General features: G+C 58.6%; 14 protein-coding genes. 3 read left to right on the forward strand and 11 right to left on the reverse strand.

Annotation, left to right across the window (positions count from 1 at the left end; all coding sequences use genetic code 11):
• Positions 1-344: 344 nt before the first annotated feature.
• Together H8S11_RS09895 and H8S11_RS09900 are read right to left on the reverse strand one after the other, a co-directional pair.
• Entirely contained in the window at positions 345-1925 is a 1581-nt protein-coding gene (locus H8S11_RS09895; RefSeq protein ID WP_186853010.1) for a tyrosine-type recombinase/integrase, read from the reverse strand.
• The gene (locus H8S11_RS09900; protein ID WP_186853011.1) at positions 1889-3091 is read right to left on the reverse strand and encodes a tyrosine-type recombinase/integrase; all 1203 of its coding nucleotides are present in this window, start codon (positions 3089-3091) and stop codon (positions 1889-1891) included. Before H8S11_RS09900 ends, H8S11_RS09895 begins: the two co-directional genes overlap by 37 nt.
• Before the next feature lie 227 nt (positions 3092-3318).
• Between H8S11_RS09900 and H8S11_RS09905 the strand changes: the two genes are divergently transcribed.
• Positions 3319-4206: a metallophosphoesterase gene (locus H8S11_RS09905; RefSeq protein WP_186853012.1), complete on the forward strand. Its 888-nt coding sequence runs from the start codon at positions 3319-3321 to the stop codon at positions 4204-4206.
• A 29-nt stretch (positions 4207-4235) separates the two neighbouring features.
• Positions 4236-4415 carry a hypothetical protein gene (locus tag H8S11_RS09910; RefSeq protein ID WP_186853013.1) on the forward strand — a complete coding sequence of 60 codons (180 nt, stop codon included), beginning with the start codon at positions 4236-4238 and terminating at the stop codon, positions 4413-4415.
• 31 nt (positions 4416-4446) lie between these two features.
• On the opposite strand, the gene H8S11_RS09915 is transcribed toward H8S11_RS09910, so the two are convergent.
• The 4 genes from H8S11_RS09915 to H8S11_RS09930 form a co-directional block, all read right to left on the reverse strand.
• Positions 4447-4860 (reverse strand): hypothetical protein, encoded by a 414-nt coding sequence (locus H8S11_RS09915; RefSeq protein ID WP_186853014.1) that lies wholly within the window; start codon positions 4858-4860, stop codon positions 4447-4449.
• Positions 4861-5262: 402 nt separating this feature from the next.
• Positions 5263-5655 (reverse strand): helix-turn-helix domain-containing protein, encoded by a 393-nt coding sequence (locus H8S11_RS09920; protein WP_186853015.1) that lies wholly within the window; start codon positions 5653-5655, stop codon positions 5263-5265.
• A complete protein-coding gene (locus H8S11_RS09925; RefSeq protein ID WP_186853016.1) occupies positions 5652-5861 on the reverse strand; it encodes a helix-turn-helix transcriptional regulator in 210 nt (69 codons plus the stop codon). Before H8S11_RS09925 ends, H8S11_RS09920 begins: the two co-directional genes overlap by 4 nt.
• Positions 5862-6248: 387 nt before the next feature.
• Positions 6249-16454 carry an S-layer homology domain-containing protein gene (locus H8S11_RS09930; RefSeq protein WP_186853017.1) on the reverse strand — a complete coding sequence of 3402 codons (10206 nt, stop codon included), beginning with the start codon at positions 16452-16454 and terminating at the stop codon, positions 6249-6251.
• Positions 16455-16733: 279 nt separating this feature from the next.
• Between H8S11_RS09930 and H8S11_RS09935 the strand changes: the two genes are divergently transcribed.
• On the forward strand, positions 16734-18560 hold the full coding sequence (locus H8S11_RS09935; RefSeq protein ID WP_186853018.1) for a sensor histidine kinase: 1827 nt from the start codon (positions 16734-16736) through the stop codon (positions 18558-18560).
• A 38-nt stretch (positions 18561-18598) separates the two neighbouring features.
• Here H8S11_RS09935 and H8S11_RS09940 read toward each other — a convergent pair whose 3' ends face one another.
• The 5 genes from H8S11_RS09940 to H8S11_RS09960 all read right to left on the reverse strand — a co-directional run bounded on the left by H8S11_RS09940 (position 18599) and on the right by H8S11_RS09960 (position 24814).
• Positions 18599-19312 (reverse strand): response regulator transcription factor, encoded by a 714-nt coding sequence (locus H8S11_RS09940; protein WP_186853019.1) that lies wholly within the window; start codon positions 19310-19312, stop codon positions 18599-18601.
• Positions 19313-19717: 405 nt separating this feature from the next.
• Positions 19718-20122 (reverse strand): rhodanese-like domain-containing protein, encoded by a 405-nt coding sequence (locus H8S11_RS09945; protein WP_186853020.1) that lies wholly within the window; start codon positions 20120-20122, stop codon positions 19718-19720.
• The gene (locus H8S11_RS09950) at positions 20119-20652 is read right to left on the reverse strand and encodes a GDSL-type esterase/lipase family protein (protein ID WP_186853021.1); all 534 of its coding nucleotides are present in this window, start codon (positions 20650-20652) and stop codon (positions 20119-20121) included. Before H8S11_RS09950 ends, H8S11_RS09945 begins: the two co-directional genes overlap by 4 nt.
• Before the next feature lie 48 nt (positions 20653-20700).
• A complete protein-coding gene (locus tag H8S11_RS09955) occupies positions 20701-22071 on the reverse strand; it encodes a hypothetical protein (protein ID WP_186853022.1) in 1371 nt (456 codons plus the stop codon).
• Positions 22072-22096: 25 nt separating this feature from the next.
• Entirely contained in the window at positions 22097-24814 is a 2718-nt protein-coding gene (locus H8S11_RS09960; RefSeq protein WP_186853023.1) for an AAA domain-containing protein, read from the reverse strand.
• Between the last annotated feature and the right edge of the window lie 17 nt (positions 24815-24831).

The following is a 24831-nucleotide window of genomic DNA, read 5'->3' on the forward strand; positions in this document are numbered from 1 at the left end:
TGTCACGGACAAGCAAGATTTAATCTTTTATTTCCACTAAACTGAAACTCTTTATTCGCCTCTAGATTGCTGTAAAATATGATCTTCTAATATATTGCATCAAGTGTAATTTAGCTAAATCATTATACCATATCTTTTAAGGGCAGACTACTGAATTTTAGCTGATGCGTTTTCGCTTTCTAAATGCTATGTATCATGTATAATACCTCTCCCAGAATACAAGTTCCAACCAAAACTTGTATAGACACCTCGTAATAAATCGCCCATTTGGAAATAAAAAGTCTCCAGAGCAAATCCCAAAGACTCTTTGTTTTGTTTACTTTGGCACAATTCCCTAACTTACCTCAGTCCATCTCCCTCCGAATTTCCTCATAATACCGGTTGACCGTGTTTTTATCTACCTGCACCGCCTTAGCGATGGCGCTCTTGCTGGTGACCTCCGGATACTTCCGCATATAGGCGGCGATGGCTTTCTTCTTCTCGCTGATCCCGTCCGGGATAGCATCCAGGTTTCCGCTCTCCTTGATGGCCCTGATCTCCGCTTTCATCTGCTGGATCAGCCCAGGCAGGAGGGTCTCACACTCCTCCCGCGTCTTGGCGTACACATTCCGGGAGTGCTTTTTGCCATCCGGCCATACCGGGGAGTACCGGCCCTCCCAGCAGTTCTCGCTAATCTGGGTGATACACCCGGTGCCGGACTTCCGTTTTCTTCCGACATAGGGCTGGAACGTGGTCATGGCCCATTTCTCTTGCGGCTCCGCAGGTGATTCCTGTGGAGCCGCTTTTCCGATCCTCTGGTCGATCTTTGCCGCTGCCTCAGACCGCATCGGGTTGGTGATGTGGGTGTAGATGTCCAGCGTAGTGGCCGCCGACACATGGCCCAGCATGGCGGAGAGGGTCTTCACATCCATCCCGTTTCCCAAGGCTATCGTTGCAAAGGTGTGCCGCAAATCATGAAATCTGATTTGCTTGCACTGGGCATGTTCCAGAATGAGGTGCAGCCGCGTTCTGATGTGGGCCGGGTCCAGCGGCGAGCCCTCCTTGACCGGCGATGGGAACATCCACCGGGAGTTTACGCCCTCCTTGTACTCTTTCAGAATGGCCAGGAGCGGCGGAGGCAGACTGACTGTGCGGATGGAGGACTTCGTTTTGGGCTGGGAGATCAGGAGCCCGTCCTCCTTTGTGCGGTAGACCTGCTTGGTGATCTTCAACTCTCCAGTTTCCAGGTTCAGGTCATCCCACTGGAGAGCCAGCAGTTCTCCCCGCCGCAGGCCAGTGGTCAGCTCCAGCAGGAACAGCTCGAAGTACCCCTCCGCCTTGGCTTGGATCAGAAACCGCTGGATCTCCTCACGGGTCAGCACCTGCATTTCGCGGGCTTTCTTGGGCGGCAGTTTGCAGCCGATGGCGGGATTCACACGGATCAGTCCCTCCTGCACCGCCTTCTCCAGCGCGGACCGGCAGTTCATATGGCAGGCCCGCACCATGCGGTCGGACAGCCCCTTGCCGTAGTGTTCCGTGTGGAGGAGGCGCCCGCTCTTTTTCAGTCGGGCGTAGAACTGTTGCAGGTCGTTCTGTGTCAGCTGATTGAGGGGGACACTACCTAGCTCCGGGATGATGTGTTGGTAGATCCTGCCCTCATAGCCCGCCCGGGTGGTGGGGCGGAGCTTCGGCCTGGAGTAGTTCTGATACCAGAAGTCCATCCACTCCCCAAAGGGCATCTCAGGCTTGACCTTGTCTGACTTGGGCGGAGTGTACTGCTCCTGCAACTGTTTCAGTTTCTCCACACACTCGCTTTTTGTCTTGGCCAAAACGTTCTTGGTTTTGGGAAGGTTCTTTTCATCGCAGCCGATGACCACCCGGCCCTCCCACCTGCCATCCTTGCGAAGTCTTACGGTTCCCTCGCCGTTCTTTCGCTTTCTTGCCACGGTTTCCACTCCTCTCCCAAAATTTCCGCCATGAAATCTCCCACGATGTTCGCCGCCTGCTTCTGCATATCGCCGGTCACATGGGTATAGGTGTCCAGTGTAAAGCTGGCATTGGTGTGGCCCAGGATACTCGAGAGAGTCTTGGCGTCCACGCCGCCGGCGAGGGCGTGGGTGGCGAACGTGTGCCGCAAATCGTGGAATCTGATGCTGGGCAGCCCCGTGTTTTTCAGGATCGTTTTCATTCGGTGGTAGGCATAGCTGGGGTTGACCGGCTCCTCCGGGTGCAGCGGGTTTGGGAAGATCCACTGACTGATTGCTGCTTTCTTGCGTTCCCTCAGACGCTGGGCCGTGCTGTCCGGCAGGGAGATCGTGCGCCGCCCCTTGTTGGTTTTGGTTTCTCCAATCTCCAATGCACCGGCTTTGCGGGAACTGACCGACCGGACGATCTTCAAGGTTCCATCTGCCTCGTCGAAATCCTCCCACTGGAGGCCGCAGATCTCACCCCGGCGCAGGCCAGTGGTCAGTTCGGTGTAGAAGAAGTCCCGCCACACCTCATCATGCTCAACGGCCTCCAGAAAAGTGTCCAGCTGCTCCTCGTTCAGGATCTGCTTGGGCAGGTAGTTGGGCTTGGGGACCACTGTGCCCTCTGTCGGATTCTTGGCAATCAGGTGTGCGCCCACCGCGTCTTTCATAGCGTGGTGGAGCATGGCATGGATGCGGGAGAGCATAGCGTCAGAGAGTTGATACCCATATTCCGGATGCTCATGGATGCGCCCCTCCCGTTTCAGTTTTGTGTACATCCGTTGGATGTCTGTTGAGGTGATGCGGGAAATCACCTTGTTGCCCAGAATGGGCTTAATGTAGTTCCTGGCATACTGCCGGTAACCATACATGGTGCTGTGGCGGATCGTCCCCGCTTTGTATTCATCCAGCCAGCGGTCCAACCACTCTCCCAATGTCATGCGGCTGTCTTCGGTCAGCTCCACATCCTGATAAATCTCGATATTTTGATGGAGTTTGCTCAGTAGCTCCTTCTGTGTGCGGCCATACACATAGCGGAAGATGGGTTCGCCGTTTCCCTTGTGGCCCACCACGATGCGGCCTTCCCAGCGACCATCTTCCTTCTTCCGAACCATGCCGTCGCCGGACGGCCTGCGCTTTGCCATGGCGTTTCGCCTCCTTTCAGCCACACACAATACCCTAACCTCTGGCGAAAAGCTACCCGGTTTGACCACAGTTATCAGATTGTTATCAATTTGCACCAGTTCACTGGCGGAGCCTTTTTATTGTTTAGGCGGCGCAGCTTTTGAGGTGAGGAGTGAGGAGAAACTTGTACCCCTCCACAAGCTATGGTAAGATTCAGTCACTTCATAAAGAGAGAAGGGGGAGATCCATGATCTATTGCGTATCGGACATTCATGGGGAGCTTGATAAATTTGAGCGGCTGCTGGATCTGATCCAGCTTTCTGACAGCGACCGCCTGTACATCCTCGGGGATGTGATTGACCGGGGTGCCATGGGAGTGGATATCCTTCAGAAAATCATGGCAGCGCCCAACATGACCATGCTCCTGGGTAATCACGAGCAGATGTGTCTGGATACTCTTGGCGCTCATAATGAGTACGGCGCGCGGGACCTGTGGCGGCAGAATGGTGGTTCGCCCACCTACCGGGAACTGCTCTATCACCGGACGCCCCATGAGCGGAATATGATCCTGCGTTTTCTCGCCAGCCTGCCTGACCATCTGGACATTGTAGTCGGTACTCAAAAGTTCCACCTTGTCCACGGCTGTCCCGGCACTGACCGCGAGCCCCGTATCTGGGGCCGTGTGTCCGCGGAGAGCGGGAGTCCTTACCCGGATGTCATTTGCATCGTGGGCCACACGCCCACGAACTTGCTGACCGGGAGGGACGATGAGGACTTCCGTATCTGGCGCGGAGATGGAATCATCGACATCGACTGCGGCTGCGGTCATCACCGCACAGAGCACCGCCGTCTGGCCTGCCTGCGGCTGGACGATATGGCGGAGTTCTATGTGGGTGGTTCCGGCTGTGGAGAGAGCGGCTCCCTGCCAGCTGAGGAACTGGAGCCGTTCGATGAGCAGGACCTGCCTGCGTCGCTCCAGCGGGATCTGGACGCCTATCAGAAAGGGCTGGCGGAGCATGTTTCTTATCTGGACTGCCTGTGGTGTGAGCTGTACGGCAGTATCAACTCCGCCCAGTGGAGCGGAGAGATTTCAGAAGACCAGGCCCGCTGCCTGCGGGAGAAGTATCTGTTCTGAGGCTGACAAGATTTTCCCTGTTTCAGAAGGTGTTATGGTATGACAAGCAGGAGGGTCTGGGCTTGCTGACCGGCTTCTTTCAGGAGCAGACTGTCAAGACCTGGGCACATCCCGTGGAGCTAAACGACAGAGACGCGCCTCAGCACCGCGTGACCATCCACTCATTCCGCACCCTGCCAGTCGTGGTGGGGTGCTTTTCGTTTGTCTGACTTGTCATGACTCGGCGGCTTCGCCTGCCATCTACACCCCGTCCCCGCCGTTCTGATATTCCACCGCGTCATCCAAAGAAATCATGCCGTGGGTCTTCTTCACCTCCTGGACGCATCGGCCGCGCAGTTCCCGCAGCTGTTCCTCCGGGATCTCCATGGCCGCGGCCAGGACATTCATCATCATGTCCATCTCCACTGCCAGCTTGAACAGCAGACGACAGATGTGGCTCTCACTATTCTGGACCGTCGCCCGGATTGCCGCCACCAGCATGGGCGGCAGGACGGAGAAGCAGTCCTGGGATGCTACATAGTCACAATAGAACTGCAGAGCCTTTTCTACGAACTCATTCTGGCTCCGGCAGTTGGCCAACGGTATGGCGGTTTTGATCTTCCGGTCTGTATCAGGATTGATCCGCATCAGGAATTTCACTTTCTCGTCTGCCATCCAGAAAAACCTCCAATTCAAATAAAATCGTGGTGATAGCACATTTGAAACTGTGGGACCCGTTGAAACCGCGGCATTTCTCGGTCAGGTGATAACAGATTTGATTACACCGCCAAAAAAGTGATAGCACGGGTCACACCAAAAAGATACGGAAAAGCGGTTGAAATCGTTTCAAAACCGCATCCCCGGCCCGCATTGCGGGACGGTGTCTGGGGCCGTGATAACACGGCTTTATCCCGCACGATTTTCTACCCCTCGGTTCACCTGTCCATTTGGGCCTCAAACGGGCAAGCAGGGTGCCTGCGCCCGCGGTACACAGCTCCCTACACCGCGCTTTGTGGTGCGAGGGTGCTCTGTACCCTGCCCATACCACCATCTCCGCACACAGCGGCCCACAGGCGGTCACATGCTGGCCTGGGCCGCTGTCGTCCGCTGACGCGCCGCAACGAGCTCCAGATGTTCCAGTTGCCGGTCGTAGTGTTCATCTATCACCTCCTGGATCGGACGGAGCGTGTACAGCAGGTTCCTATTGCGTTTCTGACCAGCCCTGGTGGTGATTTCAGTTGGCTCGGTGGAGATGAGCCCGCGATCCTCAAGGCACAGTGTGTACTTGCGTACCGTGTTCTCGCTCATATGCACCGCCTGCCCGATGGTCCTGTAGCTGGGCCAGCACTGATGCGTCTTTCGATTTTCGCACCGTTTCAGGAAACTGTAGACCGCCAGCTCGCCGCTGCTCAGACCCAGCAGGAAGATCTCGTTGGGAAGAGAGAAATAGTTTCCGATTCCATACTTCATGTGCCGCCTCCCGTATGCTCATCCACCCAGCAGATGAACTGTTCTTTCGGCACCACCATCCTGCTGCCGATTTTCAGTACTGGGAAACCCAGCTCGTGCATCAGCTCGTAGCCGGATGAGGGAGACACCCCCAGCACCTTTGCCACTGTTGCCGCGTTCAGGAACAGCGGCAAGTCCTCATAGCTTTTGTAGCCTGATTCTTTCATGGCCAACACCTCCTTAAGAGTGAGAAGCAAAAAGCCTCTCACTATATACAGGCAATAAGTAGGCCACTTCACAAATGAAAATAGGAAAAAATAATACGCCCTCATAATATACAGGCAACAAAACAGAGGAGTGAGCAGGCTCGAAAACAAAATTTAGAGTTCTGCACAGAAGAACATACCTTGAGTGAGTGATTTTGCCGATTCACTATTCCTGTAAATCGTAAAATGCACAGCCGGATCTAAGCGGGGTTCAGAGGGATCAGTGGTGATAAGGCATGCGGACAGTTTAGGGAATTTCAAACTATCACCCTCAGAAAAAAGGCAGGCAGGAGAGCTCGCTCTCCTGCCTGCCTTTTCATTGTTTATACGGCGCAATTCCTGCGCGGGTTACTTTACGATATTCTGGCAGAACCGGGTCAGGATCACCGCCGCCTGCGCCCGGGTGGCGGAGCCGCCGGGCGTCAAAGTGGTATCGCTGGTGCCGGAGACCAGGCCCTCTGCGTTGGCCCAGCGGATGGCCTCCACCGCATAGGAGCCGACCTGTGCGGCGTCTGCGAACTTGCTCAGGTCCGCCTTGGCTGTGGTGTCGCAGCCCTTGTACTGGGCGTAGCGGTACAAAATGGTGGCCATCTGTTCCCGGGTAATGGTGTCGTTAGGCCCGAACAGCTCGTCACTGTATCCGGCCACGATGCCGTGCATCCGCGCCCAGTAGACCGCTGTGGCATAGTAGGCGTTGGCGTCCACATCCTTGAAGGGATACCCCCAGATCTCGTCCTCTATGTTGGGGGAGCCCTCCAGCCGGTAGAGGATGGTGACCAGCATCCCACGGGTGGTTGTCGCATCGGGACTGAAGGTATTGCCGCTGGTGCCGGCCATGAGGCCGTTCTCGTTGACATACCGCACTGCGTCGTAGTACCAGGTGCTGTCCGCCACATCCACAAAGGGATTGGTCCACTGCTTTTCAGGCACAAAGGTCACATCCACGCTCACCCTGCCGCCTGGCATGGTGAAGGTATAGATGCCGTCGCCCTTGTCGGTGACTTTGATCGTGCTGCCGTTCCTGTCGGTGACGGTGACCTTGCCCATCTGATAGCCCTCGTCGGGCTTGGTGGTGATGGTCACTGTGTCGCCTTTTTCCGCACGGCTGGGCTTCACCGTGACCGTGCCGTGGCTACTACTGGCGTTGGTGTCCACCGCATAGCTGGACGAACCGCCGTTGCTGCTCCCGGAGTCGCCGGGGTCAGGCTTGGTAGACGCAGCAACCGTGACCGTACAGGTAGCGGTCTTGTTGCCATCCACCGTGGTGACGGTGATGGTCGCAGTACCCTCACCGACGGCGGTGACCGTTCCGCTGCTGTCTACCATGGCTACCGAGGAGTCGCTGGAACTCCATCTAACACCCTTATTAGTGGCATCGGCCGGGGAAACGGTGACCGTCAGCCGCTCCGAAACACCCGCTTCCAGCTCCATACTGGTCTTGTTCAGGCTCACTCCGGTGACAGAAACAAAATCGGCATTGTTGGTCAGCTTCAGCGTGTAGCTTGCAGAGTTGCCGCCGTTGGAGACTGTAATGTTCCATGTGGTAGTACCGGAGGCAAGCTGGGTGGTATGCGAGGCATCCACATCATAATCCTGACCGTCCAGCTTGATCGTTGCGTTCTGGGGGTCCTTGGGCGCGATCTCCAGGATACCGTTGGTCAGGCCGACGGCATCGACCGTATAGGTGTTTGTGCTCGAGTCGAAGACAGCGGTGTGGCCGCCGACGGAGATATGGTCCAGTTCCACGCTACTGTCCGTCAGAATCAGGTCGGAGAACTCCACCCGGACGCCGGCAGCGCCGGTGATGCCCGCGAACTCAAAGGTCTGGGTTGCGGCACCCTCTTTCTCCATCGTCAGCAAACCGTCTGCCTTGGTGTAGCTCTGCTGCTTGGCGATGGGCTGGCCCTGGGCGTCCAGTAGCGTGACGATCAGGTTGCCGCTGGTGGTGCCGCCGAGGTAATTGTACTGCACCTTTGTATTCACAATGGTCTTGCCGTTGGCAACGCTCATGTCGTAGGTGACGGTGACCGGCTCATCCCGCTCCTCAGCCAGGCTTCTCAGAGTCAGAGAGGTGGTGTTGTTGGCGGTGAAATACTCGCTGACGCTGTCGTAGGAACCGGTTCGGGCCCGCATGGCCTGATCCTCCACAGGGGCTTCGATCCAGGCCTTGACATAGACCGGGATACCGGTGCTGGGGATCTCCGCCTGTGCGCCGCTTTCCTCCTTCATGTACTCTGCTACAGGCAGCGTGACCTCCGCGCTGTAACCGCCGGCGTCGATGAGGGACAGATCTGCCGTCTCCGTGATGGTATCGATCAGATCCTGCCCATTGGCGCCCTTCAGAATCGTGGTGCAGCTCTGGTCGGCGTAGAAGCCCACCTTGACCTGCCAGTTATCCTTCTCGTCTGCAAGGCTGGCGGACAGGCGGTTGTGCAGGGCGTAGCGCAGGGTGCGCGCGCCATCGGCCTGCTTGACTGTTGTCACATAGGAGATGCCTACGTCAGGGATGTCCAGATAGAGAGTGCCGGGCAGTTCCGCTGTCTCGTTTTCCCCGAAGGTAGCCTTGATGGTGTAATCCGCGTTCTCAATGGCCTCCCCTGTGGGGAACTTGGCCGTCACGGTGACGTCCCGGTTGGGCAGCAGGTTCAGACCTGTGCTGCCGCTGGTATAGACGCTCTCATCACCCGAGACGATCTCCAGCTTGGAGATTGGATTCATGCCGGTGTTGCGGATGGTGAACTGGACATCGATATCGCTGTTGGTGTAGAGCTCCTCATATGCCAGCATCACCGCCGACTCCTGAATCTGGTTGGTGAACTTCTCCGTGGCGGTATACATTCCGCTGACGGGGTTGGCCACGGTGATGGTTGCAGTCTCATCGTTCTCACCGTCGGAAACAGTCACCTCACGCTCTGTAGTCTCGCTGTAATTAGTACCCAGGATGACTGACCTGATCTCGTGCGTGCTCGTATCGCTGACATAAGCGTCGAAGTGGTCGATGAGGGTGCTCTCCTGCATCTCCGCTACCACCACAGTGCCGGACAGGGTGTAGGACTTACCATTCTCCACAAACTTCACCGCCTTGAGCACATCGTGGCCCATGTTAGTGGAGCTGTCAGATACCGCACCTGCAAGGGAGTCGTAAGTGGTCTCGTCAGTCTCGCCGCTGACAGAGTCCACCCACAGGATGGCCAGGTCGTCGATGCTCCCGGCGTTCTTGGCAAAGCGGAAGTTGGCGTCGATGGCGTCGCCGGCGCCGCCGGCAGCCACGCTCAGGGACTCGGGCATATTCTCATAAAGTTTGCCGTCCGTGTCCATAACGGACAGCCGGATGTCGGACTCAGTCTCGCCGTTCGGGTCGTCGGTGATGGCTCGCTCAGTGTGCCAGGCCACCACGAACCGATCCTCGCCGTCCCCAAACTCCGCAGTAGTGATCTGGGGATTTTCGTCCAGATTGTTGTCAGAAGTCAGGCGGAAGGTGCGCACCAGGTCTTCGCTCTGGGTATCATCCGCACCGTATGTTCCGTCCACGGCGGGGATAATGGCCACAACGGTCTCCCAGTCGGTGGTGCTCTCGTTGGTGGAATCGGTATCCAGGGTATAGACCACAGCGGTGGTGCCGTCGGACAGCATGGCCATCTCCAGGCCCTTGACGGAGGCGTTGGAGCCGGTACCGTCGTAGAGGGTATAGGCAGCGATATACTCTTCCCCAAAGACCTCATCTTCTTCCATCTGCCATGCGTCGTTTTCATAAATGGCATACCGGATGGCGTCCTGCTGGTCAAAGCTGGTGAGGGTATCGGCGCTGGTGGAACTGACCTCTCGCCATGCCACCACAGTGCGCTCCCCGTTAGTGGCCACCACGGGGGCCAGATCAGGGGTGGAGTTGTTGGTGAGCTGCTCCAGCGTCCAGTTACTGCCATCCTCGGAGATGGCGGCCATGATCTCGGTGGAATTTATCTGGAGCATCTGCTGACCATCGTCCAGGGCAGTTCCGGGGACCACATTTTCGGTGATGTCCTCTGTCTGCCGGACCCACACGGCGGCGTAACTGCCGTCAGAGCCGGCCACCTTCACATTGCTGTCGCCGTAGCCGGTGGACACTTCATCATTGCTGTCGAAGCGCTCTCCCTGCTGGAATTGACCATTGCTCTTAGTGGACACGGCCACACGAGTGTTGCGGATGTCCAGCGCACTCTCCGGGTCGTTGTCCTCCCGGTCGCTGAGATAGAACATGACTTCACCGTCGTCGGACAGCACCGGGTTGGCGTAGGAGTAGGCCCCGATCTGGAGGGTCTCCGCCAGTGTGGCGTTCTGATCCTTGTCCAAGCTGAACAGCCCGATGGAGGGCCGTCCGCCCAGCCACTCCTGCTCGGCGGCGTCCACATAGTCCCGGCGCTCCAGTTGCGCCCCCAGGTCCACAGCGTATATCACCTGGCCGTTGGGCATGGCCATACGGGTGACGGGCTTGCCGTTGATGGTCTTATTGGCTTTCCAGATCTCCTCGATGGTCCTCCACCCCGGATCATCGGACTCCGACTCAAAGCCGATGGAGCAGAAGATCTTTTCATAGCTGATGAACAGGAATTTGAATACGAACTCAATGCCGGTGGAGCCGCTGACAGACAGGTTGGAGCCCTGTATAACGTCGTCCGTCCGGCTGCTGACCGGCCCCACGGCGCTGATATTCGAGCTTTCCTCCAGATAACCGCGGTTGAGCCATTTGTACTGCATATCCAAATTCAGCTGGCCGAACACACCGATCTTAAAGGCCACCACTGAGACGTCGAAGCCCACACCCGCGAAGGCTCTGATATAGAAGTACATCCGCAGGTTGGTAAGATAATCGCTACCGGTGGCGTCGGTATAACTGGCACTGGCCAGGGCGGTGTTGAAGGCGCTCTGGTCGCCGGCGTTCTTCAGACCGTCCATGCCGGAGGTCACCTCGTAATAGTTACCCTGCTGCATGTCCATGCGGACCTCCAGCGAGCCGCCCAGGTTGACGCTGGCGGTGATGGGAACGATGCCCACGACGGCGTTGAAGTTCCAGTTGAAGTTCAGGCCAGCGCCTACGTTAAAGCCGCCGCTGATGGGCTGGCACTCCCACTTGCCGCTGCTGCTGTTGTAGGAGATATTCGCCTCCATGTAGCCGCCCAGCGCCATGCTGGTCCCCACGAGGCCCTTTCCGGCGGCGGCCTGCTGGGCCTCCTCCTTGGCGGCGCTCAGGTATTTGCCCTTGACCATGCTGTAGACGTCCATGGGGCCGGGAAGGGCTTCCAGTTCCTGGTTCTTGCCGGTCGAGGCGTCCCCGTGGACGAAGGTCATGTTGTCCGGGTCGTCATACTCGGGATAGACGCCGGGCTCCAGATCGCCCATGTTCACGCCGAACAGGGCGCGGAACACGGTGGGGTCGCTGGTGGCGTACAGGCGCACGGCGAACTTGTCCTCCTCAGGGTCATAGCCGGCATCGTCACTGAGCAGATCCATGCCGCCCTCGATCATGATATCGCCGTCGCCCATATCACCAACGTCTCCGCTGGCATCCACGGTCATTCCGCTCTTGACGTCGTCTAGGGCTCCGGTCAGGGCGCTGGAGGTCTCCGCCTCCGGTACGCCGATCATATTGACCATCTGGAAGGGTAGGCTGATGGTACGGCTGGCGGTGGCCCCGTCCTCGCTGAGGACGGCCCGCATCCCGCGGCTCTCGCCTGCGGCCATGCCCCACTCCTCCATGCTATCCTTGTCTATGGTCATCCAGTTTTCAGTGAAGGCCAGATCCGTGAAGGGATATGTGGTCGTCTCGCTGGTCTGACATTCCGGGGTCTTGCCGGTGGCATCCTGGAGCATCACGGAGTTGACCCGCCCCGGGTCCTTGGCGTGCTCGTCGCCCCACCACATGACTGAGGTGGTGACATAGGCGGTGGGGAAGGTGGTGCTGGGGCCCACATTGCCGGTGCTCTTGCGTATGTCGCCCACGTTGGCGGTGGCGCTCTGGCTGTATTTCACGGTCTGTTGGGCGATATAGGGCTGCTTCTGTCCGCTCTCGTTCTTCTCCCAGGCCACGATGCTGTCGCCGGTGGCGGCAATATCGTCCAGGTTCATACTTGTATCCACCCGCAGCATGATTGGATAATACTCCGCACTGCTCCCGTCGCCGTACTCCAGCTGGAACAGGTAGTAGAGCGCCTCGCCCGCCTGGACCTCCTTCTGGTTGTCAGCGGTCTTGAACTTCCCAAGATCCATGTTCACCAGCAGGCGGCCCTCGTCATTGGTGCTGACCGTTTGAGGTGCGTTGCCGGGCTTCCACTTGCTCGGATCCTTCTCGCCCTGCAGGCCGAACTGCACCGCAGAATTTCTGTCGCCCGTGCAGTACTCGCCTCCCCGGTACACACCGCCCCGGAAGGTGACCTGCCCCTCATAGGGCGTGCCGTCCGGGTTTTTCAGGTAAATTTCCGCCTGGGCCGCTCGGCGTAGCCGGAGGGTGTTCACCGGGTAGAGCTGCAGCTTGGTGGAGTCGGCCTCGGAGGACACCAGGCTCTGGCTGCGGATGACGCCCAGGAAGATAACGTCCTCGTCATCCCCATCATCCGCCATGGAATTGCAGTAGATGTCCCCGGCGATGCCGTAGGGAGTGTAGATGGCCGCCTCGCCCTTGTCGTTGGTGGTCAGGGTGTATTCCTCGGTGGCGGTTTTAGCGGCGCTGGTGTACACCTGATAGGTCAGGGTGGTCTCCGTCTTGGGGTAGCACTGGAACAGGTAGAGCTGATCCCGCAAGGTTTCCACATCCACCGTCAGGCTGTCCGAAATCTCCGGCAGCTTGCTGTGGGTGGCGGTGACGGTGGTGGAGCCGTCCTTCAGACCGGAGAGGACGAAGTCGGTGGAGGGGCGGTAGGTGGTGTAGGAGAAGTTCTCAATGTTCTCATACAGGGTGCCCTGCCGGTAGTTGACGGTGGCCACCGAGCTGTCGTCGGAGTACCACTTGATCTGGTCGGCCAGCTCCGCCCAGGCATACTGGCCGTAGTTGATGGAGATGACGTTTCTCAGGGCGATGTCCCGCTGGAGGGCCACGATGGCGTTGGAGCCGTTCTCTCCGCCGTCGCCCCACAGAGTCTTGATCTTTTCCACGTTGGACATGGTGTAGCTGCCGCCGGTGTTCTCGTCGTGGTCCAGCAGGATCTCCAGGATGTCCTCCGAGTAGACATACAGCACATAGCTGTCATAGGCCCAGGCGGCGTCGGCGGCGTTCTTGACCTTAACGGTGACGGTATAGGCGTCCCGGTAGCTGGCGGGGTCGCCGGTCTCCGGCGTCACAGCAGGGACATTCAGGGTGTAGGAATAGGTATCGCCGTCCTGCGTGACGCCGGACTCCAGGTTGGTTTCCGAGATGGTCTTTTCGCCGCCGGCGATATACAGCTCGAACTGCCCGCCGCCGTTCTCCACGTCCAGATCATCCGCCGTCCAGCTGAGGGTGATATCCTTGCCGTTCCCGCCATTGTCGGTGTGGTACAGACCGCCTTCGGGCTGTTCCAGTTTGACGGACGCGGGCGGTGAGAGCAGCGTGATGTAGGCAACGGCAGGCTCCTCGCCCTCCCCCATCTCCGGTACACCATTCTCGTTGATATAGGTGCCGAGCCGCTTTTCCTGATATTCCGCAGAGATACAGGCAACGATCAACCCCGTTCTTTTCTCATTATAGAATGTATCCAGCCCTTCATCCCACGGAATGTCAAAGGAGGAGACGATGGGGTTCTTCTCATCGGTCGTCACCGTCCACTCCTTGACAACCGCTACCGTTGGATCTGCATCCTCTAAATTGAGCGTACCCAGCTGCACTGTGAAGGTGGTGGGAACAAATGCTCCGTCCTCCCCAGCGTTCTGGTTCAGGGCGCAAACGTTGCTGCTCCAGTAGATCCGGGCGTCGTTTCCCTCCCGGACTGAGATATTGCTGCCGCTCTCGGGGATCTGCAGAAAAGCATCCCCTGTTCCGCCTCCCCAGTTTTCGCAATGGAGGGTGACGCTTCCAAGCAGCGCATCCTCCATATCGCCGTTGAGGGCCACCAGTCTGGCATTGGCATATCCTGTTTCCCCGGTGAGCATAAAGCTGGTGCTGCCGTCCTCGTTGAGTACTACCGTGACGGGGCCGGAGTATTCCCATGCAAAGTGAAATTGATTGTCGATTCCCTCCGGCTTGTTGTCCTCCGGGTACGCGGTGACCTTAGTGATGTCACCCCAGGTGAAGTCGCCTTCCTTCAGGGTGAAGGACAGCGTCATCTCCCAATCCGCCATTTCCGCCAGGTCAAAATAGACTGTGCCGCTTGTCTGTTCCTCGCGCTCTCCAGTCTTGCTGTTCGTGCGGGTAAGCTTGATGCCGCCGTCAAAGGCACCCACCGGCTTGGAACCCTCCAGAGTGTACTCCCGTCCCCAGCCGATCATCACATAGCCGTCCAGCAGGAAGTCCACCTGGCCGGTGAACTCCTCCACAGAGGTATTATAGGGCAGGGTGATCTCCGCCACCAGCGCCGTGGGGTTTTGGGTGTCGTTCACCCGGAAGTCATACTGGGTGTCCCCCGTCTGGCTGAGCACCGCCTTGAGGGCGGGCAGGATGCCGGTGGTCAGGTCCGTCACCTCATTCAACACCCAGTTGTCATAGGGCTTTCCGGTCAGGGGAAGGGTGATGGTCAGCACGGGCTTCTGCCCCTGCTGCTCCTGGCGCACCGCCAGCGTGGGCACACCAAAGGCCTGTTCCCGGTCCAGAGATTCCAGTGTCACGCCGGTCAGGTCGTCGGTCCCCCGGGAGATGGTCAGCTCCAGCTTGTTGGCGCCCTCCAACTGGCAGGTGGGTTCATCCCCCACGAAGTTGACGTCGGTGACGGAGATGGACGCGCCGCTGTCCTCGGTCACGGGATAGAGGAAGGTGCAGCTCTCGCCGGTGGTTCCCACCTCCTCTGGGGTCAGCTGTTTGTCTCCGTTCACCGTGATGGTCATGTCCCCGGTGATCTTCACGGGATAATCGAAGGTAGCCACGATGGGTACATATTGCCCGGCGTAGTAGGTTCCTGCCGGGGCGGAGAAGCTGACAGTGGCTGTGTCGGTGAGTTCCTGCATGGAGTATGTCGCGCCATAGGAGACGGGCGGATCAAAAGCGAATGAGAATTCACCACCGCTGCCACCCAAATACCTGCGGTAAAACCCGGTCATCTTCAATTCCATCGTGTGTTCAGGGATCTCCTCACCAGCCGTATACTCTATATTCTCTTCTATTCTGAAGGCTTCCAACCCGATCCCACCGAAGTTGGGATCGGTCATGTCCCAGTCGGTAAAGTTCTCTTCCTCCTGGAGCACTTCGCCATCGCGCAGTAATTGATAGGAAAAAGGCTTATGCTCAGTTTCTCTGCCCTCCCAAGTAGTGTCGAAAAAATACCACGGCATGCCTGGTACATGAAAATTGGGGCGGCCCAAGGATCCGCCGTAGCTTGAATAAAATGCGCGCAAGTAGGTTCCGGACGACATCCCTTCAATGGAATAGGTCGCTTTATCCGCAACAAACATGGGGTTGCCTTGATTTAAGATCCGGTCCCGCAGTTCCTCGTCTCCTCCATCGACAAGATAGCCATCGTAAAGCCCATGCGTTCGCTTGTTATAGCTGAGCGCTTTCGCAACGAAGTCATAGTATTTGAAATCATCGTCGCTGTCTACCGTCACGGTCAGCTCCGCCCGGCTGCTGCCGTCGTCGAACAGGGCGTTTTTTACGTCGTAGAGCTGCACCAGGAAGGTTCCCGTGCCCTGGACGCGCTCTGGGGTCTCACCCACATTGACGGTCAGGGTCTTGCTCTCGCCGGGGTACATGGTGACGGTCTCCTCACCGTCAATGCCGGCGGTCACGCTGCCGTCCACCGTCCGCCAGGAGAAGGTGATCTCCTGATCTGCGGCGGACCGGGAGGCCTCCACGGTGACGGTATACTCGCCGTTTTCTTCGGCGGTGGCCGTCCCGGTGACGGTCAGCCGCACGTTGTGGTCCACCCCGGCGGGGCCCACGCCATCCAGGGTGTCGGCGGCCAGCACCACCATGTCCCCGTTGGCCCAGGCCTCCGCCAGATCGTAGAAGCTGCCGATCTGCTCGTCGGTCAGATCCTGCTCGGTGAAGTAGGTGGCCTTGAGATAGGCCAGATACCGCTCGATCTCCACCACCGTCTTCAGGTCCTCCAGGGTGATGTACTGGCCGTCCACCTCCACCACTTTGGTAAGGTCGGTGGCCGGGTCTTCCAGGATGGCCTCGATCTCATCCAGGGTGTATGCCTGCCCGTCCATGACGATCTTCTCGTCGGTGACGAGGTTGCCGTCCTCGTCGATCAGGCCATACTGCTTCAAAATGGCCAGATACGCCTCGGCGTCGTCGCCGTAGACCTCCTCCAGCGCAGCCAGCAGGGCGGTGCGCTGCACACTGCTCATGTCCAGCAGGTCGCCAACTGCGGCATAGGCCACCGTGGGCAGCATAGTGACCAGCATCACGGCGGTGAGCAGTCCTGCGATCCATCGTTTCCAGTTCCTTCTCATAGAAACTCTCCCTTCACTTTGCAGGAGGATCTTTGCACGGGATGGTCCCCATCCCGTGCAAGGGGGTTACCCCCTTGCAATTCTTCTCTGTACGCCAGTCCTTCAGTCCGGTGCACAGTTCCTTACGCCTATCACTATACCGAAACATTTTGCTGTTTCAATAGGGATTGCAAACATGGTCAATTTTCCTGCAAACTTGGTAAGTCCGTACCCTTGACGGAAGGAAGATTCCTCGTTACTCTTATAATAGGAAACACATTAGGCTGGAGGGCAGACTGAATGAGACGTTGGATCATGCGGGGCGCGGCGGTGTTTATGGTTCTGCTCCTGTGCGGATTTTTCGCTGCGGCGCTGCTGTTCTTTACTCAGCCCATGACGGAACAGACCTTTGACCTGTCCGTAGAAACCGTCCAGTGGGAGGTCTATATCCAGGAGGGGCAACAGCGAACAGATCTGCTGCCCGATGGGGACATCGGCTACACGGGTCTTTCCGCGCCGGGGCAGACCTTTTACTTTTCCCGGATTTTGACCGAGGAGGTGGAAAGCCCCGTTTTATATCTGGACACGGTCAACCGCAGCGTGGCGGTGTTCCTGGATGGGGAGCGCCTCTACACGGACTGTCCGGAGCAATCCGGCGGGGTGGGAGAGCTGACGCTGCCCATGCTGGGCTGGGACCGGCTGGATCCGGTGGAGATCACCCTGCCCCCGGACTATCTGGGTAAAACCCTGACCATTGCCCAGTCCACCGGCCTGGGGGAAAAGCAGATCCCGGAGATGGAGCCTACCGTTTACCCCTGCGCGGTGACGCTGAGCTGCGGATATGCCTATGAGAGCGGCATCGTGGCAGAGAGCTTCCGGGGCCGTTGGGACATTGGCCTTTTCATATTCTCTTTGGCCGCCTTTTTTCTCATGCTGGTCCCTCTGGGCGGCGTCAGCTTTTTCGGTCACTATCTCCCATACCCGGAAGTGGATCTGAACGCTCTGAGCCGCGCCCTGTGCCTGACCTCTCTGCTGCTCTTTCTGGGGAGCCGGGGCAACGGGCGGCTGCGCTGGATTCTGTGGGGGACAGCGGCTCTCCACGGTCTGACCGCACTGCTGGGCCGGGCCTCTGCCACTTCTCTGCTGACAGTGGTATCGGAGTATCTGGGGCTTCTGGGCCTGCTGGCCGCTGCGGTCCTCTCCCTGGTTTGGAGAAAGCGGGGGAACGGCTTCTACCGCTTGTTCGCACCGCTGCTCCTGGCGGCCCTGGGACTGGGGCTGGCTGTATGCGGGGCCCACGCCGTGGCCGATCCCACATGGGGGCGTGAGCTGATGATTCATCTCCGGACCGGCTTCCAAAATGGCCTGCCCCGCTTCCTGCTGTGGTCGTGGTCCGCGCTGACCATGGCTGCCGGCATCCTGGCCGCCTTCATTGACCTGTTCCGGCGGGAATCCCAGCGCCGCACCGAGGAGCGGCTTCTCCTTCAACGTGGGGAACTGATCCGGGAAAACTATGAAAATCTTCGGAAGCACAATGAGGAGATCCAGACCCTTCTCCACGACCTGCGGCATCATGTCACCGCCCTCCAGGGCCTGTGCCGGGAGGGAGATATGGGGGAGATCCAGAAGTATCTGGAGTCCCTGTCCCAGCGGCCCGAGCTGAACCGAAGCAATGGCTACACCGTCCACCCGGCGGTGGACACCGTTCTGACAGCCATGCTGGCCCGGGGCGCGGAGACAGGCGTCCGCGCCGAGGTACGGGTGGAGCTGCCGCCTGAACTCCCCATACCCAACAGCGACCTTTGCCCCCTGCTGATGAACCTGCTGGAAAACGCGCTGGAAGCCAACGAAAAAGCTCCCGAGGGGGCGGAGAAGTGGCTCCGGGTAACCATGCACATCCGGGGCGAGTATCTGTATGTGGGGGTGGAGAACGCCTACTTCGCCCCGGTGGACTTCGACCCGGAAGAGGGGCTATACCACTCAACCAAGCCCGGCACGCTCCACGGTATGGGACTCAAGTCCGCACGGGCCACCGCCCGGAAGTACCACAGTGAGTTGGTCCTGAAAGCCATCGAAGACTCCTTTTCCGCCAGCACCGCTTTGCTGCTCCCCAAAACGGAAGCATAGAAAAACTCCGCTGTTTCCAACAGGAAGCAGCGGAGTTTCTATTTCAGGGATTCCACATAGCGGGCCATGAAGTCCTGATAATACCGGCGGCTGACCGGGATAGACTCGCCTGTGTCCAGGGTAAGCGCATCCCGCTCTACCCGCGCCACATGGGCCAGATTGACCAGATAGCTGAAATGGCTCAGGCAAAAGCCCTGCTTCTGGAATTCCTCTTTTAATTTGGAGAGAGGAACGGTGTATTCGATCCGGTCCTTTTGGGTATGGATGGCGGTTTTCCGCCCGGAAGTCTCCAGGTAGATAATTTCGTCCAGGGGAATTACCCGGCTGCCAACCTGCATGACCGGGCGCTTGGGGCGGATGTGCCGCTGCTGCCAGTCCCAATCCAGAGCTGCGGCCAGCCGCTCCTCATCCACCGGCTTGAGCAGGTATTCCAGCGGATAGGTGGGGAAACTGTCCAGCGCGAAGCCGGGGTGATCTGTGATGTAGATGATGGAGGCGTTGATCTGATGTTCCCGCAGGAAGCGGGCCATCTCCACACCGTCATCCCCGTCCAGCTGAATGTCCAGCAGCAGGAGCTGATAGGCATTCGAGTTTGCGGTCAGCCGTTCCATCAGCGGTGTAGCGGCATGGAACACCTCTACATCATAATCTCGTCCCTGCACACGGCCCCTTCCGTTCAGGACGCGGCAGACGGCGATTTTATTTTGCTCCGCAGTGCGCGGATCATCTTCACATACGGCAACGCAGTACATGTTCCCACCTCCAGGGCATGTGGATTTTCACCATCATTATACCATGCCTCTTTCCCCATGACCAGCCATGCAGGACTCCTTTTTCATACTTAAGGTGCTTCCAATTGCTTTTTGTTTCATGTTCCACAAATTCTGATCCGTGGGTTGAGGCAAAATGGAGCCGAGTGCTCTGAATATGAGGCGCCAATGCGGACATCTGAAAACGCAAACATCCCCGCCCTTTATCGTTTCCATGCAGTACTTGTAAAAGGCATGGGGGTATTTTTGACCACAGTTTTAGCCACAGTGTGGTGTGGAACACATGGAAACAGCACCTCTAAAGAGTGACGGAAAGCAAATAAACCGGAGCAGAAACGGCAGAAAATAAACCGAAATTATACAAAAAACTTTTCTTCACCTCTTTGACTATGGCGATATAGTTTTTAAGCACTCACGGCTCCGTGTCGTAGGGCCAAGTGTTATGCCGCCGAACTCGTAGATGCCGGTATAGCCCAGGTCCGCCAGAGCCTCGGAAGCCGTCCTGCTCCGGTTTCCGCTACGGCAGTAGACCAGGACCGTATCGTCTTTTTCTGGAATGACCGCAGCGGTGGTGTCCTCATCAATCGAGCCCACTGGCAGCAACACCGCTCCGGGGATGTGGCCGCTGTCATACGCGTCCTGCTCTCGCACGTCCAGGACGATGACCTCTTGCGTGTCCATTATCTCCTTGGCGGTCTCCTGATCGATCTGCTGGTAGGAGGTGTCGCTTTCACCTCCGCCGTAGCCGGTCAGCAGTATGAACGAAAGCAGAAAAGGGGAAATTCGTTTCATCTCAGCACCTCCAGAAGCCCGGCGGCGAAGGCCCGGTGGCCCGCCTCGGTGAAGTGGACGCCGTCATAGGCCAGGGAGACGCCCCAGGCCCCGGCGTCGGCAAAGCGGACGCCCATGCGCTCCGCCAGTTCTTTGCAGAGCTGGGCGAAGGTACGGGAGTTTTCGATGAGTCGTTCCTCTGGCACCCAGGCACCCAGGGCCATGGGCGGCGGGTCAATGAGCAGCACCCTGTCCCGCGCCAGAGTCAGGCCAGAGAGGAAACTTTCCATACGCTGGACGGTCTCCTCCGGGCTGCGGCCCTGGAGCATGTCGTTGGTGCCCAGCATCACAATCAGCAGATTGGTGTCCGTCGGAAAGTCCGGGGCCTTTGCCGGAATCCCCCGGCCGTTCTCCCCCAGGTTGCGCACCGCCCACCCGGTCTCCGCCGCCCGGATGTCCACCCAGCGATTGTCCGCATCGTACCGCACGCCGAGGTAGCTCCGCGGGTCGTAGCCGTAGGTGTTGGAGTCGCCGAAGCAGATGATGTTCACAGGAGCTCCTCTCCTTCCATATTCTAATCTGTTATCCCGCAGCAAACCTCAGATAGATGGGTCTGCTCCAAACCAGGTCTGGACATCTGTTTCCTCCGTGCATGTATTGATCCAGCAGACGCCAAACCGGTAGGTATGGGTCCTTGTAGATGGGAAAATTAAGACTTCAATTCCGTTATCGTCCCACTGTCCATCAAAGTCAAGCCCGTACTCTTCCATCTCGCCAAAAGCCGCATAGCAGCCCAGGGTGATTTTCCCGCCATTGCGGTAAAACGACAGTGCCTCCAGCATCTCACCCGGTTCAAGTTCCCCTGGCGCACCCTCCCCTGACAGCTCCAGTTTCAGAGAGTGGTATTTCCCATCCTGCTGCACTTCCACTCCTATGCGATATGTGCCATCTACATCGGGGAAGGGCCCCTCGCTCGGTTCATGCACCTCATAGGGAAAGCAAATCGGTTTGCCGTCCAGTTTGACCCGGATCTTCCCAAAGGGCGTGTCCAGTTCTATGGCCGAGTTTTCGTAGTCTACGCTCTCCAGGAGAGCCCGAGGGATCAGGGCGTCAGAAGCCAACTCCCTTCTGCTCCTGCTGTGACAGGAGCGCTTCGTCCCCTCATCCAGCCGCTCCTCATCCCAATCCTCCGGCTCAGAGAGCTTCTCCAGGATATATTTGGTCCTCTCCACGGGGAAGGGCACCTGATCCTCCGGGTAAAACCCTATCTCCACCACCTTTGCCACTGAGCGGCGGTTTTCCTTCCCCGCCGGGACCAAAACAAAGTCGCCCACGGCGATCTCTTCATCATCGGAGATGTAGTAATACCGCCTGCCGTCCTCCTCAAATTCCACAGCGCAGTACATCAGGTCCGAGGTGCGGCGCCGTGCCCTTCCGTAGACGGCGGGGTCTAACAGTTCCCCCATTCCATGGATTTCAAATAGAAATGACAGCTCACTTACAAATTCTCCCCAGCTCCCCGGCAGGGCCTTTTTGTCATAGCTCCCCCGGAGGATGCGCTGCGGCCGGTGCCTGAAGTCCACGGTGATGGTATAGCCCCGGGTATCCAAGGGGTCATCCACCACATCCTCCGGGTTCCCCTCGATCTCGCCGAAGATCACATCCGGCTCCAGGGCGTCCAGCAACTCGGCCACATCTCCCGATTGCAGCTTCTGGGAGAAGGTAAAGCCGGCACTGCTGTCCTGAAGGTACTCCGCTGTGCGGGAGGCCCGGTCCACCACCAGCCGCTCCGTCAGGGACCAGTCCCTGTGTACCACATCGTCCGAATTGGGGGCTTTTGCCCTGGTCCGGCACGCATGGTGATAGTCCACCGTCACCCGCTCCACTCGGTCGGGGTCGCCATCGAAGGCAAAGAACTCGTCCATGCCCAGTGTGTCCCGGTTCCGGTCGGAGGAAGATAGGCTCATCATGGGTTTCCTCCTCTCTGCGTATTCTTCAATCACCCGGCGACAGCGCCGCCCGCAGCCCCTGCTGGATTTTGGCCTTCTCCCCGCTCCCGTCCGTCCGCAGGCGCAGGAGGGGGATGCCGCAGGCCTGGAAAATCCGGTCCTTTTTCTGGTCCCTCTCCGCCTGCCGGGAGCCCGGGGCGTGGAATGCGGTGCCGTCCACCTCCACCGCCAGCAGGGGCGACTTGTCCATCCGACGGAAGAGCAGGAAGTCTACATGGGTCAGCGGGTTCCGGGCGTAGGCGGCCTCCTCCGGGATGAGGCCAGTATAGTCCTTCACCAGGTTGACCAGCGCCACATGGGCCGCGCAGGCCACAGAGAAAAACTCCGGCATCTGGAGGACCTCCTCGATGACGGTGTAGAGGAGATTCTCCGAGTCGTACTCCGAAATCCGCCGGTGCTTTTGCAGGAATTCCCGCCGCTGCTGGCCGTAGCTCTGGTAGAGCAGGTCGAAAACCGAGTAGACCGCGCTCTCCACCACGGCGCAGTTGTTGTACTGGATGTACCGGGCCAGGTCTCCGTAGTTGGTCCCGTCGTTGCGGGGGGCCTGGGAGGTAACCACGGTCAGGGACTTCACCGCCCGGGACACCGCCACATTCAACATCCGGGGGTCGTCCACAAATTCCCCGATCACATTGTCCACCGAGGTCAGGACGATGGCGTCCTTCTCCCGGCCCTGGAACTTGTGGACGGTGGCCACCTCCAGGCCGCCCAACTGCTGTTGGATTGCCGCCACCTGGTCCTTGTATGGCGTGATGATGCCCACACTCTCATAGCCCTTGTCCCGAAGGCGGGGCAGGACCTCTGCCCGGATGACGTCGATCTCCCGCTGGTTCAGGTGCCCTCGGGCGTGGTTGCCCGGGGCGGTCTGGATCATGGTCAGAACATCCGGCTCTCCGCTGTCCTCCGTCATGACGATGAGCTTGCCGCCGTAGAATTTCTGGTTGCAGAAATTGATAATCTTGGGATGGCAGCGGTAGTGTTCCCGCAGGAGGACGGTGGGGACCTCCGGCCATGCGGCCAGGGCAGAGGACAGCAGGCTGTGGGCGGAGAAGTGGTAGACCTCCGGCAGATCGTACCGGGCCCAGACCGCCTCGCTGGTTCGGAGATCATCGCCGTCCAGCACATTGGGGAGCTGCTGGAGGTCGCCCACAATGACGATGTTCTTGGCGCAGGAAGAGGCTAGTACCCCTGTGGCCAGATCCACCTGGGAGGCCTCGTCCACGATGAGATAGTCGTAGACATGGTCCAGGCTCAGGGTGCCCTTGATGGAATAGGTGGTGCTGAGAACCACCGGGTACTCCCGGTTGAAGTCCGCAGGGCAGCCCCGGAAGTCCTTCAGCGTAAAGCGGCGGCGGGCCTTCCGCCAGGGATAGGCCCGGCTTGCCTCGCCTCGGAACAGCCGCAGGGACTGCTCTGTCAGTTCCGCCATTTTGTCATCGAAGGCGTAGTTGGTCAGCTTCTGCTCCAGATGTGTGCGCTCCTGGATCAGTTCCTGCCGCCGGACCTCGTAAAACTGCTGCTGGAGATAGGGAATCACCAGCTCTGGCCGCTGGAGGAACAGCTCCAGTGCGGCCCGCTTGAAACGGAACAGGATGGAGAGCTTTTGCAGCAGGCCCAACCTGCGCTTCCGCTCCGTGTGTTGCTCATACTCCAGCCAGAGGGATAAGATCTTCCGGCTGGAGAGACCCTTCAGCGGCTCCAAGGGCATTTGCCCATATGTGGCGTAGTATTCGCCGAAATAGTGCTGCTCCGGCCTCAGCTCCAGCAGCTCCTGCTCGATGGCGGCGATACGGTTTTTGGCGTTGAGCATCTCACTGAGCTCTTTGGACAAGGCCGTGACCTGCTGATCCAGCGCCGCCTGTTCCTCCGGCTCCAGCTCCCATGCCCCCATATCGGGATACTGGCCGGTCTGCCCCTCCAGAAAGCGTTCCTTATTGGTCTGGCTCCCCAGAAAGGCCGTCAGGAATCCCAAGCCCTTCTTCTCCAGCTTCTCCGCCACATTGAGGGTGGCAGAGTTGTTGTTGGAGACCACCGCCACCGTCTGGCTCGCTCGGACCACATTGGCGATGATGTTCAGGATGGTCTGGGTCTTACCGGTGCCCGGCGGCCCCTGAATGATGCTGACCTGAGCGGACAGGGCGTTCTCCACCGCTGTTTTCTGGCTCTGGTTCAGGCCGAAGGGGTAGATGATGGTCTCCGGCGGGGTACACTCCACCGGTTTTTTATCCCGGTTCAGATAGCAGGACAGCACGGTAGTCTCACGGACCGTTTTGCAGCGCTCATACTGCATCTGCAAAATGTTCTGGCCGTTTTCCGCCACCAGGCTGACCGCCATCGCCGTCTCCCTGAAGTAGTCAAAGATTCCCTTCTGCTTTTTGTCGGACAGGCAGTTCTGTTGGAGCTCCACCTGGTCTTTGGGGTAAGTAAGGGGCTTCTTCTCCGGGCGGAGGAGGCGATAGTAGGGGCCGAAGTCCAGAATTTCCTCTATCTGCGAAAAGACCTCGCCCCGCACCACGACCACCAGCTCGGCCGGGTCGATCCGCCGCTGCACCGCCAGCACCTGCACCTTGTCACTGTGGTAGCGGTAGACCTTGGGGGAGCCGGCAAAGACCACCTCGCACATACCGTCCTGAAAGCGGAAGCTGGCAACGGAGTCGGTCTTGTCCTGACCGTTAATCAGGATCAAATGCTCTTTGCTCTCCATCGTGCGCCCTCCCAACA

The sequence above is a fragment of the Flintibacter hominis genome (assembly GCF_014287965.1).
Taxonomy (GTDB): Bacteria; Bacillota; Clostridia; order Oscillospirales; family Oscillospiraceae; genus Lawsonibacter; species Lawsonibacter aceti.

Excerpts from the sequence above, each read along its gene's own strand:
- H8S11_RS09900 (WP_186853011.1), bottom strand. The coding sequence starts at position 3,091 with ATGGCAAAGCGCAGGCCGTCCGGCGACGGCATGGTTCGGAAGAAGGAA.
- H8S11_RS09905 (WP_186853012.1), top strand. The coding sequence starts at position 3,319 with ATGATCTATTGCGTATCGGACATTCATGGGGAGCTTGATAAATTTGAG.
- H8S11_RS09915 (WP_186853014.1), bottom strand. The coding sequence starts at position 4,860 with ATGGCAGACGAGAAAGTGAAATTCCTGATGCGGATCAATCCTGATACA.
- H8S11_RS09920 (WP_186853015.1), bottom strand. The coding sequence starts at position 5,655 with ATGAAGTATGGAATCGGAAACTATTTCTCTCTTCCCAACGAGATCTTC.
- H8S11_RS09925 (WP_186853016.1), bottom strand. The coding sequence starts at position 5,861 with ATGAAAGAATCAGGCTACAAAAGCTATGAGGACTTGCCGCTGTTCCTG.
- H8S11_RS09930 (WP_186853017.1), bottom strand. The coding sequence starts at position 16,454 with ATGAGAAGGAACTGGAAACGATGGATCGCAGGACTGCTCACCGCCGTG.
- H8S11_RS09935 (WP_186853018.1), top strand. The coding sequence starts at position 16,734 with ATGAGACGTTGGATCATGCGGGGCGCGGCGGTGTTTATGGTTCTGCTC.
- H8S11_RS09940 (WP_186853019.1), bottom strand. The coding sequence starts at position 19,312 with ATGTACTGCGTTGCCGTATGTGAAGATGATCCGCGCACTGCGGAGCAA.
- H8S11_RS09945 (WP_186853020.1), bottom strand. The coding sequence starts at position 20,122 with ATGAAACGAATTTCCCCTTTTCTGCTTTCGTTCATACTGCTGACCGGC.
- H8S11_RS09955 (WP_186853022.1), bottom strand. The coding sequence starts at position 22,071 with ATGATGAGCCTATCTTCCTCCGACCGGAACCGGGACACACTGGGCATG.
- H8S11_RS09960 (WP_186853023.1), bottom strand. The coding sequence starts at position 24,814 with ATGGAGAGCAAAGAGCATTTGATCCTGATTAACGGTCAGGACAAGACC.